This window comes from Brevibacillus laterosporus (assembly GCA_007833815.1).
GTDB lineage: Bacteria > Bacillota > Bacilli > Brevibacillales > Brevibacillaceae > Brevibacillus_B > Brevibacillus_B laterosporus_D.
The window spans coordinates 2,522,815-2,538,448 of sequence record CP033464.1 but is presented as its reverse complement, the minus strand read 5'-3'; the positions used below and the strand labels follow the sequence as shown (position 1 = coordinate 2,538,448).

The window sequence follows — 15,634 nt, the reverse complement described above, 5'->3', positions numbered from 1 at the left end:
CTACTCGCGGCGGGCGTATTTGTAATCGACGAAGCCAAGTGCGTCGATTACTACGCCTTTCACATCATCCTTTTGTAACCATTTATATGTGTAATAGTAGATTGGAGTGACCGGCATTTCATCCATGATCATGGTATCAGCTTGTTTTAACAACTCTTTACGTTTCTCCTGATTACCTTCTGCGGAAGATTGGGATAGGATTTCTGTATATGTTGAATTAGACCACCCAGATTTATTGCTACCACCTTCCGCTTTAAATACTTCCAAGAAGTTAATAGGATCATTAAAATCACCAATCCAGCTAGCACGTGCAATCTGGAAAGAGCCTTCCTTCATGGCTTCACGCACCACTTTTAACTCCATGTTTTTCAGTTTCACCTCTACATTCAAGGTTTTGCGCCATTGATCTTGGATCGCTTGTGCTAGTTTTGCGTGCAATTCATCTGTGTTATACAAAAGCTCAACTTCTGGCAACTTCGAGAGTTTCTCTTCTTTTAAGCCCTCCGCCAGCAATTTTTTTGCTTTCTCTACATTGTTCTCCTTAAAATAGCCACTAGGGTTCAACGACATAGACGGAGGTAAAATACCAAGCGCTGCTGTTCCACCCGTTTGCACAATGTTATCAATCAGTTCTTGACGATTCATCGCATAAGCAAATGCCTGACGAATTTTCTTGTTGTTAAACGGTGCTTTCTTTGTGTTGAATACGTACCAGTACGTACCCGCTGTCGCTTGCGTATGCAGTTTATCTTTTAACGTACCGATCGCATCAGATGGGATGTCTCCTAATGGAGAGCCAGACCAATCTAATTCATTGTTATCGTACATGCTCAATTCAGTTGTGGAGTCTTCAATCATGTTAAACTCCAACTTCTCTAATTTCACATTCTCTTTATCCCAATATGTAGGATTTTTTTCGAATGTGATCTTGGATTTATGTTGCCATTCTTTCATAATATAAGGACCGTTTCCAACTAACGTGGACGCATCATTTGCCCATTTTTCGTTACTCTCTACCACTTTTTGGTTTACTGGGTAGTACGTCACAGATGACAACAGCTCTAGAAAAAATGGGGTAGGGTTTTCCAACTGCACTTCAAGTGTCTTATCATCAAGCGCTCTAACTCCTACTTGATCTAAAGGTACTGTTTTGGCATTCGCTTTTTGTCCATTTTTAATATAATAAAGCTGGTAAGCATACTCAGAACCCGTTTTTGGATCTAACACACGTTTCCACGCATATTCAAAATCTTTAGCCGTTACCGCATCACCATTCGACCATGTAGAGTTGCGCAATTTGAAAGTGTAGGTTTTCAAATCGTCCGAGATAGCGTAGCTCTCTGCTACTGATTCATGCAGTTTGCCGTCTTCGCCCAAACGAATCAAGCCATCAAAAGCAGAGCGAGCAACAGCCATAGAAATTGCATCTTGCGCTAAACCAGGATCAGCTGTCGGTGGTTCTGTCTTAATGTTGAGTCGTAGTTTCTGTTCCTTCGTTCCATTCTTTACTGTCTCCGCAGATTTGGAATTAGAGTCAGGGCTAGTTGCATTTGGACTAGCTACACCACACCCAGCTAGCACGGAAGTTAGAAGCAGGGCAGTACAGAGGGAACGGATGGGAAATCGCTTCATCGGCTTACACTCCTCATTTTTCAAAATAATAAGAAAATCATTACGTATCTTTCTTCCACGAGGGGTTATCAGGAAAACATCGCTACATTTAATAAGAAGTAGATTTTTCGCATAATCATTCACCTCTATGTGGCATAGTCAATCAGACAAATAATTCCTTGTCCTAACGGGCTTTTTGGGCTCCCCTCGATGAAAACTTTTTTCTATTATAGTAGATTCATTTATTCATGTATATACAAATGTAATCAAAGGTTGGTGTTATTTCAATGATAAAGACGCTGGGATCACAGATGCTGGAAGTTACTGAAAAAGCTGGTGGCGAGTGGGCAATATATATCGAAGACCTTTCTACAAATGAATCCTTTATGCATCAAGAAAAACAACCTTTTTACGCAGCAAGCCTAATCAAGGTACCCATTATGTCTACTGTCTTTCAAGCTGTACATGAAGGGTGCTTTTCTTTTGAAGATACGATCACTCTACGTGCTGAAGACCTTGTCGGTGGTGCAGGTGTTTTGCAGCATTTGACACCCGGTACTCCCATAACTATCTGTGATCTCGTTATGCTAATGATTATCCAAAGTGACAATAGCGCCACCAATATACTCATTGATTTGGTCGGGGAGGAAAACATACGCAGCATGCTTCACAATACAAACATGTCCAATAGCCTATTTTATAATAAACTGATGGTTATTCCTGCTAAATTAGAGGGCACGAATACCATTACAGCTGAAGACATGGCTAAGCATTTTCGTTTGTTAGCCACAGGTAAAATTATTTCCTACGATGCCTCATTAAAAATGCTGTCCATTCTAAAAAAACAACAAGTGAGAGATGCCATTCCTTATACCTTTCCCGACCCTGACCCTACTATTATTGGTGGACTACCTTTATGGGAATTAGCAAATAAAACAGGGAATGTGACTGACTTGCAACATGATGTTGGGATTTTATATGTAGGTCAACATGCTATCCTGCTAGCCTTTTTGTCACGCGGACTTGATAATAACAGTGCCAGACAAACCATTGCCAAGTTAGGAAAAATGGTTTTTGATCAGTATAACGTGTAAGAAAACAATCTTATTTCTTATAAGTAACTAGTAGGAACTCAAATTGATTAGTTATACAGAAGGGAACCTGGCATTATGTAAAGAGAATCATACTCGCCACCTTTGTTTTCCACTCAATTAGTTGCATAAAATTTCGTATTGTCACAACCATGCTCCTTTGTTAAAAAGGTAAGATGTACTTATGTTATCTCAATACACACAAAAAGACGACCGGTGTAACACGGTCGCCTTTTATTTGTAAATTATTGTATACCTCATACTTACTTTGCTTCTGTTACAAGTCTCCGCACTTCTTCTAGTAAATCTTCCACACCTGGTCTGTCAAACTGAGAACTACCAACGTAGGCGTAGCGGATTACATGTTCTTTGTCCAGCAAATAAGTACTAGGAACAGCAATACGAAAGGAATCCCACTTAAAGGGTGTAAAGACCTCATATGCTTTAATTACTTCACGAGTCGAGTCTGAAAGCAAAGGGAACGGCATATTGGTACTGTCAGCATACTGCACGAGATTCTGAAGTTTTTGACCCGCAATAACAACCACGGGTACACCTAGTTCTTCAAAACGAGCACAGGCAGGCTGCAAGGCTTCCAACTGTTTACGACAATTCGGACACCAAGTACCACGAATAAACAATAGTAGCAAAGGCTTACCAGCAAATTGATCCAATCGGATAGTTCCCTTTGTGGATTCCAATTCAAAATCTGGAGCTTTATATCCGATAGACAAGCCCTTTTTGCCCATATGCCTTCCTCCTCTACTCTCTTGAACGATTGGTCATCTGTTGCCACACCGTACCGCTAGCCTCTTCCCCACCCTCAATTCGTTCAATGGCCAATTTAATTTGCAAACTAATTTCGAACTCGCTATCCTCTTCAGCTTGTTGCAGGGCTGGCAGAGCTGACTCATCTCCAACCTCATATAAGAAACGGGCAGCCCGCCAACGGACCAACTTATTCGGATCTCCCAAAGCTTCTATCATGGCTGGTATCGCTAGAGGATTTCCTAGGTCAGATAAGGTATCGCCAGCTGTTCTCCTGACCGAAGCCGACGCATCCCGCAAAGCTAGATACAATAAAGGGAGAACCTCGTAGGTACCAATCATTCCTAAATAAACAACAGCTAGACGACGAATAGAAGCTTTTTCGTCCTCCAACGCTTTTTTCATTAGAGAAAGGTCCTCTTCCGTTGGTTCCATCCGCTCTAAAACGGCATAGCGTTTACGCCAATCAGAATCATTCAGCATTTCTATTGTCACTCTTTGTGGTGCTTGCCGTTTTGGTAGCTCCTGCTGTCCGCCTTGAGCTAATGCTATTTGTACTAGCTCCTGTAATCGTTCATCATCGTAAGCAGCATCCAGCTCCTGTGCCACTTCCTCACCAACTTCTTTCGCATTTCCATAACGCGCGCCCTGTTCTACCCACTGGCGCTCCGTAATCAAGTTAGGTGAAGTCACTCCTGCTTGCATTGCCATTCTTGCAAAGCGTTCAGGTAGACCCGTGCGGTTTTCTTCCCCATTTGCAATCATTTTTACCTGCATGGGAATGTGTCGAAACATTTGCACATATACTTGTAATTCTCCAAAAGCAGGTGCCTCTCCCTGATGGTTAGCCCAATCGCTGTCGCTCATTTCTTCTGCGCCTAATATATCCTTAGCTTCTGCTAAAATCGGTTGCCAAGCTGCATTTGACAGACGTTCCAGCGCAATAAAATCTACAACCTGATAAACACCTTTAACTCCTTCAATTCCTAATAGCTTTTGGATGTATTGTGGCGCCTGTTCCTTTTTCTTTTGTGTAAAATTATGTTGAACACCATTCGGAAGCTGTTCATCTAACGTTAGCTTCATCGTATTGGGACTTGGTGTAGGTTCAATGGAGCGTATTTTCATTAGCTCAACCCCTTTTCCGTAATGAGTGGCTATCTCAAGTAAGCTTAGAATTCATCATTACCAGTGTACTTTTCGCTAGTATAGCACATGATATTCGAGCCAATGAAACTTCCACGACAGTTTAGCTCATCCCTGATACTTTATACTCTCTTTTATGTAAAACAAAAATGGGTCACTTGCTCACCCATTTTGACTGTGATTATTTTCCCTATTCAACCAGCAATTCGTACGTTACTTCTGTTACATACGGTTCAGGTGTACCAGGAAGCACCATTTTTCCGCTCAGTCGTAATTGATGGAATCCAATTCCTAATGGTTGTAGCATAAGCCAAAATCCATCGGTAGCTGCATTACCATATCTACATGTACCGACAGGAACCTCTACATCAAGGAGATTGTCGTAGGGAAGCTGGATGGGGAAATTTGGCGAAGATACACGATATACTTCTGTTTTGATCGGATATCCATCCAGGATTACACTTGCTTCCACAATATGATCTGCTAGATATTTTGCCGCTCCAGATAAATCTAAAGGCATTCCTGATATTTTGGGTAAAAGAATGTCATTGCTCACTGCACTACATACAGGGAAAAAAATCGGCTTTGTATGAGGAATCGTGCATGTACGAACCGCAGGGCGTCCACTGTAACTTCCAGCCAAAAACCACACGGGTCTTTCGTGTTGTTTCATTTGATGCACTTCTGAATAGTCTCCAGTTAGGTCCAATAATGGATGAATAGCTTTTGGGATAGAAAAAGCCCATTGCCACCATTCTATCGTCCAATCACTAAAGCTTTTACAAAACGGCTGCGAAGTCGGAGGAAAGACCCGCGGGTCAACAATAAGTTTGTGACTCATTGATTTCACCTCCTCCTTTATCTTATTTCAATGAACGTGAAGGGAAACGGCTGATGGTCAGGTTCGATTATCTTTTCTGCCTTTTTTTGAAAAAAAACAAGCCGTAAACGGTATCCTTTTTCTTTTTTTAGAATAGAATAGCTCATTGCTGTTTTTATTGTCACATTTGCGGGGCTCTCTTTTACCATTCACGGCCATTTTTCTAAATGTTCAAAAATAAGTAACATTTAAACCCTATCTTTTTCCTTAATTTGGATCATAATATAAGTAGAAAATCTCTTGTATTTACAAACTTTTTGAAACTTATTTGTTGCTACATCGTATAAACAAGTAAGAATATAAATAGGAGTTGAAAAAGTAATGAGGACGTACACATTTTTGTTCGAAACAAAAACGAACAGATGGGAAGAACGAGTAGAAGCGAACAGCATGTTGGACGCCGCTCGCAAAGCAAAAGAATTGGCTATTGAAAAATCAAAAGCCCTTGCGACCAAAATTATGTTCTCTTTTTATCACGTTCGAGCAGTATAAGAAGCTATCTTCTTTGCAATAGATACGGCAGGTGATCCCACAACATGATAGTAACAGCATATGTCAAATGAAACGCTCCCTACCATACAGCTAGGGAGCGTTTTGTTATTTGCGTACGAGTAAGTAGCACCCATCCTATCTTCTATTTATTATATAGTTGCCTTATGTCATCGTTTTTTTCTCAAAAGACTTTTCTAATCAGCCTTCTGATGATATACTTTTAATAATTAGATGATTATCTAAATATCGAATTATAGAAGGGATGTCAGCATCAGGAATGGGATTAAACATTACTTTTAAAGCCTTAACTGACCCAACCAGGCGCCAAATTCTTGATCTTCTACGTGAAAAAGACCTGACAGCCGGAGAAATTGCTGATCATTTTAAAATGACAAAGCCGAGCATCTCCCACCATCTCAATCTACTAAAACAAGCTGACTTGGTGCGGGATGAACGAATGGGTCAACACATCATGTACTCGCTTCATACAACCGTTTTTCAAGATGTAATGAAATGGATGTTACGTTTTTCAGAGGAGGAGCATTAAAATGAAAAAACATTGGTTTTTCTTATTAATTTTTAGCATCACCGTTCTAATTAGCATCTGTAGTCTTCCTTATCTGCCCGCCGAAGTAGCCCTGCATTGGAACGCGAGTGGTGAAGTGGACGGCTATAATTCCAAATGGTATGCCGTTAGCTTCGGGCCGCTATTAATGCTCCTACTCTATGTCATGATGAATGTTCTGCCAAAATTTGATCCACGTCAGGATACCTACACTAAAGCAAAGAGTACGTACCTAATGACTCGATATGTAGTCATTGTATTTATGCTCGTCATACACTGCATTGTCATCTTAAATGGACTTGGCTACAATTTGGACATCGGCTTGATTATTAACATGTTGGTAGGGTTATTGTTTGTCTTCATTGGAAATGTGATGCCGCGTATGAAGCCATCATATTTTGTGGGAATTAGGACTCCATGGACGTTAGCTAGTGATGAAGTCTGGCGTAAAACGCACTTTGTAGGTGGCAGACTATTTGTTCTGGGAGGCATTCTCATAATCGTATGTAGCTTCTTACCCTCTTTCCTTCAAGTCTGGGCACTTTTAGTCATTCTATTAGGAACAGTAGTCATAACATTTTTCATATCATACTTTTACTATCGCCAGATCAAGCAGTAGGACACTCCACGCCTTATCCAAAAATCCCCCCCATTTTTATGTATCTGAAAACCACCGTCCAAGCAATAAGAACGGTGGTTTTCACATTGATAATGGCATGCTATGGTTAAACAAAAAGAATGCACAAAAAAATCCAATGAATTTCTTCATCGGATTTTCTGTAAAGTATGGCGGAGGGAGAGGGATTCGAACCCCCGTGACGTTGCCGCCTAACGGTTTTCAAGACCGCCCCGTTATGACCACTTCGGTATCCCTCCGTGTAGTAAATGTTGGTAACAACCTCTCAACAAAATTTATTATACCTGATGTAAAATTATTTAGCAAGGGTGAAATAAAAATTTTTTTATTTTTTTTGTTCAGTATTTTTGCATCAATTATTTTATCCATTTAGGAAGCATTTACTTGTCCTTATATAATCTTGGGTGAGTGAATACAGTTATGAGAATTTTTCTCATTGAGGAGCATTACAATCTATGCTATGATCTACATTATTCCAATCATCCTATGTTTCCGATGTATATTGATTTAGGTAAGGAGGTAACACACGCTATGAAATTAAATCAACCTACTCGCCTCACGTTGGTTCAACAAGTAGTCCTTCAATTTGAACAACTGATTGAATCAAATCAATGGCCATTAGGACAAAAAATCCCACCAGAGCCCGAGCTGGTCAAACAGTTAAGCGTTAGTCGCAACACTGTCCGGGAAGCCATTCGGGCTCTTGTACACAGCGGATTGTTGGACGTTCGCCAAGGAGATGGCACTTATGTATGCCGCACCAGCGAATTAGGTGCTGTGTTGACCCGTCGCTTAGAAAAAACGGAACTACGCGAGACAATGGAAGTTCGTTATGCGTTAGAACGTCAAGCTGCCCGCTTGGCTGCCCACAATCGGACAGAAGAAGATATCGCAACTCTACAACGTTATTTATCAGAAGAACATGATGCCAGAGAACGTGGTGATGTAGCCCTTTACATAGAAGCAGACGTAAAGTTGCACAAAGCCATTGTCGCATCAACACATAATACTCTTTTGCAGGAGTTGTATGATAGTATGACGGATGCACTAACGCATGCTGTTGCTAGCGTCATTGACCATACAACACTCTCTAGCTCTCCTGTCAGTCATACTGATTTAGTAGAAGCGATCAGGCAACAAGATGCAGGCGCCGCGGAAACAATCGCTTGCTCTTACATGAACACACTACAGCAAGTCCTTCAAGATGCTTGGGGAGGAGAAGAGAAAATTGAATACTCCGCAACATCAACTGAGTAATAACCGTCCACGGACATTCCAAATACGCACGATCCTTACCGTGCTAGGGATCATTTTAATTGCTGCCAACCTTCGTGCTGCAATCACCTCAGTAGGACCACTCATTGGCGACATCCGCGATAATACTGGTCTTACTGGCACAGTTGCTGGTATGTTGACAACCCTACCTTTGATTGCTTTTGCAGTCTTGTCCCCTGTTACACCAAAACTAGCACGTCGTTTTGGTATGGAAAAAACATTATTTGTGGGCTTACTTGTGCTCACCCTGGGAATTTTATTACGTTCTCTGCCTTCAACCATTTTGTTATTTGTTGGTACAGCATTGATTGGCTTAGCAATTGCAGTTGGGAATGTATTGCTACCTAGCCTGATCAAACGCGATTTTCCTCATAACCTAGGAATTATGACCGGGGCCTATTCTCTATCAATGAGTATTTTTGCAGCACTGGCATCTGGACTTAGTGTACCGATTGCACACGGCTTACAAATAGGATGGAGAGGTTCTCTATTGAGTGTTGCCGCTCTAAGCATTGTTGCTGCATTGATCTGGATTCCTCAGCTACAATCACGTCACATTCCAAAAGGCTACTCAACTAACAAGACTACTAGCAAAAGCATATGGTGTTGCCCGCTTGCATGGCAAGTTACTCTGTTCATGGGTTTGCAATCGTTAGCGTTTTATGTAAGCATTTCTTGGTTACCAGCCATCTTATTTGATCGTGGTTATAGTGCGGAATCAGCAGGTTGGATTTTGTCTTTGATGCAATTTGTTAGTTTACCGGTTAGCTTTATTGTTCCTATGATCGCTGGTCGCAGTAAAAATCAACGTGGACTTGCCGTTCTTATGTCGTTATTTGGCATGATTGGGTTTACTGGACTCTTCATTGGAAGTAATTCGTTGTTGCTTTTATGGATTATCTTTATTGGATTAGGCCAAGGGGGCAGTATCAGTCTAGCTCTCACCATGTTCGCCTTGCGCGCACCCAATGTTATGGTATCAGCAGAGTTATCCGGTATGGCCCAATCGATTGGTTATGCCCTGGCGGCTTGCGGACCTATTTTGTTTGGATTTTTACATGATGTCACAAATGGCTGGAATCTTCCTCTTATTGGGGTTGTCATAGTTATATTGATACAGCTACTTGTGGGTCTAGGAGCAGGTAGAGATGCTTATGTAACGCAGTTAGATAAGAAGGAGACAAATTCTGTGTCATAAAGAAAAACAGATAGTATCCCATTTTTCTCTTCCTTTTCTTTTTTAGTTTTTTTTGATTATTTTGTAATCTCTTATTATTGTATGATAGTACTCACATTTTTTCTCTTACTTCATTCATTTTAGCAGGAGGCGATAATTGACCGCCTTCTTGTCCCTACCATTTCATATCACCTGATATGTCTATCAAGATCATTGCTGATTATCAAAAAAGCACCTATTGAAAAATAAAAGCATGAGTATTATCTCAGGACCTATTAAAAGAACACAGCTATTGTTACGCTTTCATTACTCACGCATAAGATGTATGAGGCTTGATTAGGGGGTGAATGACATTCCGTCCTACCACATCCGCATTTCAATATCTAAGCTAAAGCTATATTTATTTGATGGGAGCCAACTTGTCCGCTCATTTCCCGTGGCTTTGGGCAAAATAGCCACCTCAACACCGTACGGCGATTTTACCATTGTAAGTAAAGTACCTTACCCGAATTCATACCCAGGTGGACCTTTGAGTGCGTTTGGTACATACTGGATGGGCCTCAGCAAACCTCACTATGGAATCCATGGTACCAACAACCCTACCTCCATTGGTAAATATGTGTCACACGGTTGTATCCGTATGTATAATCATGACGTAGAGACTCTTGCAAAACTCGTTTCAATCGGGACACCGGTCAATATTCGCAGAGTGTAAGAGTGAAAAAATTCCTTTATATTGCAATCAAACCCTTAGAATAGATGTTTAGACCATCTTCCTAAAGTTAACCAAATCGTATTTCATAGGATGCATTTTATCATTGTGTCAGCTATTAAGAACATAGGTTTGATGAATAGTAAAAAAGGAAAAAGTGTCAGGTTAGAACTGACACTTTCTTGAATTGTTCATTTTCACTTCTCCTGCAAAGGTATGAATCTGAGTCGCTTCATGTTTTTTTATCGGCAATATGTAAATTATAACCTTATTTTATCTAATAGTTATTTCTTTCATTTAATGATCGAATACTTTGCTCCCTTTCCATAAAAGTATATGTTTTCCTTCGATATGAACATGCCCCATGAACCTTGTCCCATACCTTAGTCAGACAATTCGGACATCTATACCTTTGACGTTTTACCTCTACCTTTCTTGGTTCTCCGTCTACAATATCATCGAATACCTGTATGCGGGTTTCGGTTTTGTGAAACTTTTGGTTTCTACAAACTGAGCATCTTTTAGGAGGTTCGGTGTAAAAATTCATAAGTAACCACACTCCTTATCGAAGTATATAATTGAAAGAAATTATATACTATTTTTTTTCTAACCACTACATGAAAGTAAATAAAACTGTAATTTTCTCATTGATTTCACATGTCGAGTATGCAACTCAAAAAATAATCGAATATGAAACAGATAATTGACTCAGATAAATAAAATTCGACAAATTTATGGAAAAGTATAGAAAAAAATCTAAAAGTAGTCTATTATTAGACCATAATTTGGATTTTTTCTGTAAGATTGATTACAGTGACAGAAAATAAATACTATAATGATGAAAATGAAAATACTACTGACCGAAAAGTTACCGAGATTAAGATAACAAATGATAAAAAGTTTTATATTGTTATAACGCGCTCAAACTCTACAATGCCTCTAATGCAGCAAAAGAAGCTCTTGAAGATGCGTATGACCTACTAAAAAATAAAATTACACCATACGAAGGATTAGGATTAACTATGTTAGATATTATTATCTGCTTACTTATATTAGCCTCATGTGATATTGTTGGCTATAACGATTCAAATGCTTTATCAAGCAATAAAAGCTTATTTTAGCCAATAAAGACTTTTAGCCTGGATTGGCTGATTAGAAAAATCTCAAGGGTTTGTTATTTTCTCCCTTTCAATAGAACGTGTTAAACCATTATTTAAGTGATTAACACCTACTATTTTGAGGGGGATTTTCTATTTTTTAAGGTTATAGTTACTCACTTAACCCATTATGACGTTTCTGTTTTCATGTGGTGGCTTTGCTCTTCTTGTATGCATCCTTCTCCCAGCTTTGTCGTTACTTGCGACTTTTAATCGTCAGGCACTTGACTATTATTTGAGTTGTTCTTAAAAAGAAAGCACCCAGATGAGGGTGCAATAGTACAATCGTTAGCATCATTTCAATAATTTGAATTAGTTTTCGATAATAATTCCGTTTAACTTGAGATTGACAGGATTAGCGATCGTGTCTCCAACTGGGCAGGTCTGCTCCAAAAATTGCACGAATGACTCAACTCGTTCTTTGGGCGCGTCGGTTTTGATGTGAAATGTGTATCGGATCTCGGAATACCCGCGGCGGACATCAGATTTGTTCATGAAGCCATCCGTATCGAGATCACCTTCAACTTCCACCCAAAAATCGTCGAGACGTACATTAAACTTATTGGCATAAGCTCTAGCAACGATAGATTGGCATGCGCCTAATGCGGAAAGTACTACTTCAACAGGATTCATTCCGGTATCTGTTCCACCCAATTTCTTGGGTTCGTCAATCGTCAACTCGAAATTTCTGGAACGCGCCTTGACGACCATTCCATTCTGCAAATGTGAAGTTGCTTTGAATGTTTCAACAGGCATTCTGTCCACTTCCTTTTGTTGGATAAATAACTGAATAAATAAACTATAACACGATTTCAATAAACTTAAAATGAGTTCTATCACTTTTTGCCTGATGTTAGAACCGTCCTCCAAAAATACTCCTCCAACGGTTGATTCCGTCAGAAGGATTTATTTATCTAATCGACGTTCTGGAAATCAAAAAAGTATGTAGTTTATCTCCATCTCTTGTTACAACATAGTTCGCTACCTACCCTCAGGATTAAGAGTAGGCATAACCTCGTGTGCTATATACGATAACTGGCGTAGGTTACAGTTTACCATCTTTATAGGGATAAGTATAAGCCAACTGCATGTTTTGCTCGCGTAAATATTCACGTTGGGCTGCATCCACCACTTGCTTGTCTTTTGCGTCAGGGAGTGGTTTTGATAAATCACGGAATTGTTTCTCGTAAGCAACGATTTCACCTGTATGTTTATCTACTACTATAGTGTAATCTTATCAGAGATAGTCAATCCTTCATGCATAGTTTCAACATAAACGAAGTATCTGGAGTCTTTTTCTTTAATAATTATTGATACTTCACGTGTCTCTTTTTCCAAATAGGGCTCTCTAAAAAAGCAAGAGCACTTTTCTGAGCCTTTGCTATGGGCCATTTTCCATCTACATAACTCATTATTTTTTTCTTAATTCCATCTGGCTTACTGAAGCCAAAAGAGACAAGCTCATTTTCTCTGATTAAAACTTCGTATTCGCTATTATCAACCTTTGCCACATATTCAGCTGTATGATTGCCAAAGAATTCTGGAGGCGTACTGCTGTTTTTAATGATGGCATCATCGGCTTTGATTCCAAATCCCTTAGCAAGTTGTACTATTTTATGCATAAAGAATGATATGTCTATTATTCTAATTTTCTAATAATGTGATAAAAACATTAGGGGCAACCTCAATATCTTTCACTTCCACAAATCCAAACATATTATATAGTTTTTTCGCTGGAAGATTCTTAGCACCAGTACTAACAGTTGCTTTATTTCCTTTGACTATATTCTGGACTAAATACCCAACCAAACTTTTGCCTATGCCTTTTCGGAAATGATTTGGGTGAACAACTAGTCGGCAAATATCTATGTGATCTTGATTCTCTGTGTAAGAAATAACACCCGCCAAGTCTTCCTCAATCATATATCCTAAAAAGATTTCATTAGATTTACTAATGGTTTCCACTGTATCTTTTAACTGTGGAATTCCATAAAAATTAATGATCTTAGCCTCTATTTCATATGCAGGAATTTGTACATTAAGAATCTTTCTAGCTATTTCTTCATTATTCACATTAAGGTTAATAATCATATTTTCACGTCCTTTATATTCTCTTACTATTTAAGCAAACCATCAACAAAAAAAGTTTCAATACTTGAACTTTTCTATTCATTTGTTCTAAGGTTCAAAGGAAGGTTTAAATGCTACAAGTTCCTAAACTGATTAATTGAACGACGGAAAAAAACGTTTAAGCAATAGGAGGATAAGATGAGCTTTGTTAAAATACCAAATGAGAAAAAAGAAATGATTGTAGAAAATATTCAGCGTTTTTTTGAAGAAGAAGACATGGAAAAAATCGGACGTTTCCAAGCAGAGCGGTTAATTGACCAGATGATAAAAGAACTTGGGCCATACGTCTATAATCAAGCAATAGGAGATGCAAGGAAGCTTGTTTTAGATAAGCTTTCAAATCTTGAAGAAGATTTATATGTACTTGAGAAAACAAGTAAATAGGCTCATCTCACCAGATGAGCTGTATCTCGCTTTTGTGAAAACGGATAGGAAGGGCGTAAATCCTCAAGTGCTCATCTGTACCTCCAGGACTTATCGAGTTTGAAAATGAAAATCAATGACCGATTTGCAGCAGTTTTACATCATTCATTTAATCAACACTGTCTATTCCATGATTCGATTTTACAAGAACATTCCCGCCTATACTTATCCTTTTGGTGGAACCAATGGATCGCATGAACTGAGCATGTACTTGCATTCCTCAGCTAACATTCAGATCATTGGATGGAATCGAGATGAGAAATCGTTCTATGTAGCAGACTTCGCATCCGTTCATGCCAGGGACTTTTCCCCTGATAAACAATTTCTGAACGAAGAGTAGCTAAAAAACATACGGACTAAGTCGCCGAAGGTAAAACAAAATGAATTTTTAGAAATGCCAAAACCCCTGATCTAAATTAGTAAGAGGTTTTATTGTATCCCTGTTCCCAAAGGCAATACATGTTTGGCAGTTGCGTGGAAGATAATAACTAACAAAGAAAGGGTGACACGCAATTGACAACAAGGAAAAAGTTTTATCTAAAAAAAAGATGGATGATTCCGATTATCTCTATTATCTCCGCTCCTATATTGTTTGTTATCATTTATCAGTTTACTCCTGCAATGAACGCATTTATAATTAAGCAACTATTCGAAGCTAAGCCTTTTGCTTCGCCTAAAGACATTGAAACAACTAAACAACAAGTTGTTGTTAAAAAAGATATTGTTTACGGTAGAGAAATTGACAATAGCCTTTTAGATATTTATTATCCGAAAAACATTGATAAGAATCTTCCTGTTATTATGTGGATTCATGGAGGTGGATTTGTATCAGGTAGTAAGGAACAAACGCAAGAGTACGGTATGTCACTAGCCCAAGCAGGATATGTAGTAGCAAATATTAACTATGCGATCGCGCCAGCTCAAAAATACCCTGGTCCAATAATTCAAGCTAATCAAGCTCTGAAATACTTGCAGGATAATATCGCTCAATATGGAGGCGATATTAATCGATTGTTCATTGGTGGCGATTCAGCGGGTGCTCAAATGGCCAGTCAAACTGTCGCCGTTATTTCTAATAAAAAATTAGCAAAGGCAATGGATATTAACCCTTATATAAATAAGAAACAAGTAAAAGGAGTTATTTTGTTTTGTGGGGTTTATAACATGGATAGAATCGTCAACAAAGTCTATGACTCTCAATCCTCAGCATTATCAAAGATTTTATTGCAAACTCTAGTATGGTCCTACACAGGGGTAAAAGATTTCTCATCCATACCCAAGCTAGATGAGATGTCTATAGTCAAACAGGTAACATCTGATTTCCCACCTGTCTTTTTGACCGTTGGAGATGCTGATCCTTTGGCGCCACACTCAACAGATCTTATAGAGGTTCTTAAAAAAAATAACGTGGAAGTGGAGAGTGTGTTATTTGATGGAACCAAGTCTGAATTAGGCCATGAGTATCAGTTTGATTTTACCTCATCACATGCTGAAAAGACGTTAGGGAAAACAATCGAGTTTTTGAATAAGCACTAAAAAAATTATTATCCCCTTTTTTCGACTATCCGTT

General features: G+C 39.1%; 17 protein-coding genes, 1 tRNA gene and 1 pseudogene. 10 read left to right on the top strand and 9 right to left on the bottom strand.

Features of this window, described 5'->3' with window-relative positions; translation table 11 throughout:
• Positions 1-1,632 (bottom strand): peptide ABC transporter substrate-binding protein, encoded by a 1,632-nt coding sequence (locus EEL30_13345; GenBank protein ID QDX93198.1) that lies wholly within the window; start codon positions 1,630-1,632, stop codon positions 1-3.
• 266 nt (positions 1,633-1,898) lie between these two features.
• On the opposite strand from EEL30_13345, the gene EEL30_13340 reads away from it, so the two are divergent.
• Positions 1,899-2,705 (top strand): serine hydrolase, encoded by an 807-nt coding sequence (locus tag EEL30_13340; GenBank protein ID QDX93197.1) that lies wholly within the window; start codon positions 1,899-1,901, stop codon positions 2,703-2,705.
• Between the two features lie 260 nt (positions 2,706-2,965).
• Here the strand turns inward: EEL30_13340 and EEL30_13335 are convergent, their stop codons facing one another.
• The 3 genes from EEL30_13335 to EEL30_13325 all read right to left on the bottom strand — a co-directional run bounded on the left by EEL30_13335 (position 2,966) and on the right by EEL30_13325 (position 5,457).
• Entirely contained in the window at positions 2,966-3,451 is a 486-nt protein-coding gene (locus tag EEL30_13335; GenBank protein ID QDX93196.1) for a peroxiredoxin family protein, read from the bottom strand.
• 13 nt (positions 3,452-3,464) lie between these two features.
• Positions 3,465-4,598 carry a virulence factor gene (locus EEL30_13330; GenBank protein QDX93195.1) on the bottom strand — a complete coding sequence of 378 codons (1,134 nt, stop codon included), beginning with the start codon at positions 4,596-4,598 and terminating at the stop codon, positions 3,465-3,467.
• Between the two features lie 208 nt (positions 4,599-4,806).
• Positions 4,807-5,457, bottom strand: a complete 651-nt coding sequence (locus EEL30_13325) for a hypothetical protein (GenBank protein ID QDX93194.1) — start codon at positions 5,455-5,457, stop codon at positions 4,807-4,809.
• An 808-nt stretch (positions 5,458-6,265) separates the two neighbouring features.
• Here EEL30_13325 and EEL30_13320 point away from each other — a divergent pair.
• Together EEL30_13320 and EEL30_13315 are read left to right on the top strand one after the other, a co-directional pair.
• Positions 6,266-6,535 carry an ArsR family transcriptional regulator gene (locus EEL30_13320; GenBank protein QDX95765.1) on the top strand — a complete coding sequence of 90 codons (270 nt, stop codon included), beginning with the start codon at positions 6,266-6,268 and terminating at the stop codon, positions 6,533-6,535.
• Position 6,536: 1 nt separating this feature from the next.
• Positions 6,537-7,172, top strand: coding sequence for a DUF1648 domain-containing protein (locus tag EEL30_13315; GenBank protein ID QDX93193.1), 636 nt, complete (start codon positions 6,537-6,539; stop codon positions 7,170-7,172).
• A gap of 168 nt (positions 7,173-7,340) precedes the next feature.
• Here EEL30_13315 and EEL30_13310 read toward each other — a convergent pair.
• Positions 7,341-7,429: transfer RNA gene (locus tag EEL30_13310), tRNA-Ser, on the bottom strand.
• Positions 7,430-7,721: 292 nt separating this feature from the next.
• Here EEL30_13310 and EEL30_13305 point away from each other — a divergent pair.
• The 3 genes from EEL30_13305 to EEL30_13295 all read left to right on the top strand — a co-directional run bounded on the left by EEL30_13305 (position 7,722) and on the right by EEL30_13295 (position 10,357).
• Positions 7,722-8,447 carry a FadR family transcriptional regulator gene (locus tag EEL30_13305; GenBank protein QDX95764.1) on the top strand — a complete coding sequence of 242 codons (726 nt, stop codon included), beginning with the start codon at positions 7,722-7,724 and terminating at the stop codon, positions 8,445-8,447.
• Positions 8,395-9,663 (top strand): MFS transporter, encoded by a 1,269-nt coding sequence (locus EEL30_13300; protein ID QDX93192.1) that lies wholly within the window; start codon positions 8,395-8,397, stop codon positions 9,661-9,663. The genes EEL30_13305 and EEL30_13300 overlap by 53 nt, the downstream gene beginning before the upstream one ends.
• Before the next feature lie 331 nt (positions 9,664-9,994).
• A complete protein-coding gene (locus tag EEL30_13295; GenBank protein ID QDX95763.1) occupies positions 9,995-10,357 on the top strand; it encodes a L,D-transpeptidase in 363 nt (120 codons plus the stop codon).
• Between the two features lie 274 nt (positions 10,358-10,631).
• Here the strand turns inward: EEL30_13295 and EEL30_13290 are convergent, their stop codons facing one another.
• On the bottom strand, positions 10,632-10,901 hold the full coding sequence (locus EEL30_13290) for a hypothetical protein (protein QDX93191.1): 270 nt from the start codon (positions 10,899-10,901) through the stop codon (positions 10,632-10,634).
• Between the two features lie 257 nt (positions 10,902-11,158).
• Here EEL30_13290 and EEL30_13285 point away from each other — a divergent pair.
• Positions 11,159-11,358: pseudogene (locus EEL30_13285) on the top strand (hypothetical protein).
• A 465-nt stretch (positions 11,359-11,823) separates the two neighbouring features.
• Here the strand turns inward: EEL30_13285 and EEL30_13280 are convergent.
• From EEL30_13280 to EEL30_13270, 3 genes are all read right to left on the bottom strand, one after another.
• A complete protein-coding gene (locus EEL30_13280) occupies positions 11,824-12,267 on the bottom strand; it encodes an OsmC family peroxiredoxin (GenBank protein ID QDX95762.1) in 444 nt (147 codons plus the stop codon).
• Between the two features lie 551 nt (positions 12,268-12,818).
• A complete protein-coding gene (locus EEL30_13275) occupies positions 12,819-13,133 on the bottom strand; it encodes a hypothetical protein (GenBank protein QDX93190.1) in 315 nt (104 codons plus the stop codon).
• A gap of 22 nt (positions 13,134-13,155) precedes the next feature.
• Entirely contained in the window at positions 13,156-13,602 is a 447-nt protein-coding gene (locus EEL30_13270) for a GNAT family N-acetyltransferase (protein ID QDX93189.1), read from the bottom strand.
• A gap of 177 nt (positions 13,603-13,779) precedes the next feature.
• On the opposite strand from EEL30_13270, the gene EEL30_13265 reads away from it, so the two are divergent.
• The 3 genes from EEL30_13265 (at position 13,780) to EEL30_13255 (ending at position 15,600) form a co-directional block, all read left to right on the top strand.
• Entirely contained in the window at positions 13,780-14,025 is a 246-nt protein-coding gene (locus EEL30_13265; protein ID QDX93188.1) for a DUF2164 domain-containing protein, read from the top strand.
• A gap of 115 nt (positions 14,026-14,140) precedes the next feature.
• On the top strand, positions 14,141-14,404 hold the full coding sequence (locus EEL30_13260) for a hypothetical protein (protein ID QDX93187.1): 264 nt from the start codon (positions 14,141-14,143) through the stop codon (positions 14,402-14,404).
• 212 nt (positions 14,405-14,616) lie between these two features.
• Positions 14,617-15,600: an alpha/beta hydrolase gene (locus tag EEL30_13255; GenBank protein QDX95761.1), complete on the top strand. Its 984-nt coding sequence runs from the start codon at positions 14,617-14,619 to the stop codon at positions 15,598-15,600.
• Positions 15,601-15,634: the final 34 nt, after the last annotated feature.